This window comes from Xanthomonas sp. LMG 12460 (genome assembly GCF_009192895.1).
GTDB lineage: Bacteria > Pseudomonadota > Gammaproteobacteria > Xanthomonadales > Xanthomonadaceae > Xanthomonas_A > Xanthomonas_A sontii.
In genome coordinates, this window is record NZ_NKUH01000156.1 from 1 (window position 1) to 634 (window position 634).

Genomic DNA, 634 nt, shown 5'->3' on the forward strand with positions numbered 1-634 from the left:
TGCCCGACCTAAACGCTATTCGTTCAATTTCCATCGCGCTCACTGAAGAGGCCGCTTGGTGCCGAGTTGGCCGCGATCGGGCGGGTGCGGCCCGGTGTTCGCCCGGGGGGGGGGGGAGGCCACACTGGCCGCGTCCAGGCTGGCTCGGCTCAGGTCCAGCTTGTCGGCTCGCCGCAATTCGGACAGCAGGACCTGATGCAGGCGATGCCAGACGCCGGCGGCCTGCCAGTCGCGCAACCGGCGCCAACAGGTCATGCCGCTGCCGTAGCCCAAATCCAGGGGAAGTTCTTCCCATGGGATGCCGGTACGCAGGACATAGACGATGCCGTTGAGGGCCTGCTGATCGCTGACGCGAGGCCGCCTTCCTTTGGGCGAAGGCGTTACTGATGGGATCAGCGGTTCGATGCGCTTCCACAGCGCGGCGGGTCTCTTTGCGGCGGGCCATGCGGCCAATGTTGCCACATGCGAATCTGTGCTCAACTAGGCTCTGTTAGTGACTTCAGTCGTTAGGACCAATATGAGCTACTTCGCTTACGACAGAATGGGAAGGACATTCGCCTCGCCAAATGCGGCGGCAATGTCATTGCTTCTAAGCTCCTTGGTCATGCCGGATCCCGAACACCCGGACGTTTCG

1 pseudogene is annotated in these 634 nt (G+C 62.5%); it reads right to left on the minus strand.

Going from position 1 to position 634, the window contains the following annotated elements:
* Nucleotides 1–45: 45 nt before the first annotated feature.
* Nucleotides 46–445, minus strand: a pseudogene (locus CEK66_RS20140) (transposase); the annotation flags it as partial.
* Nucleotides 446–634 lie beyond the last annotated feature (189 nt).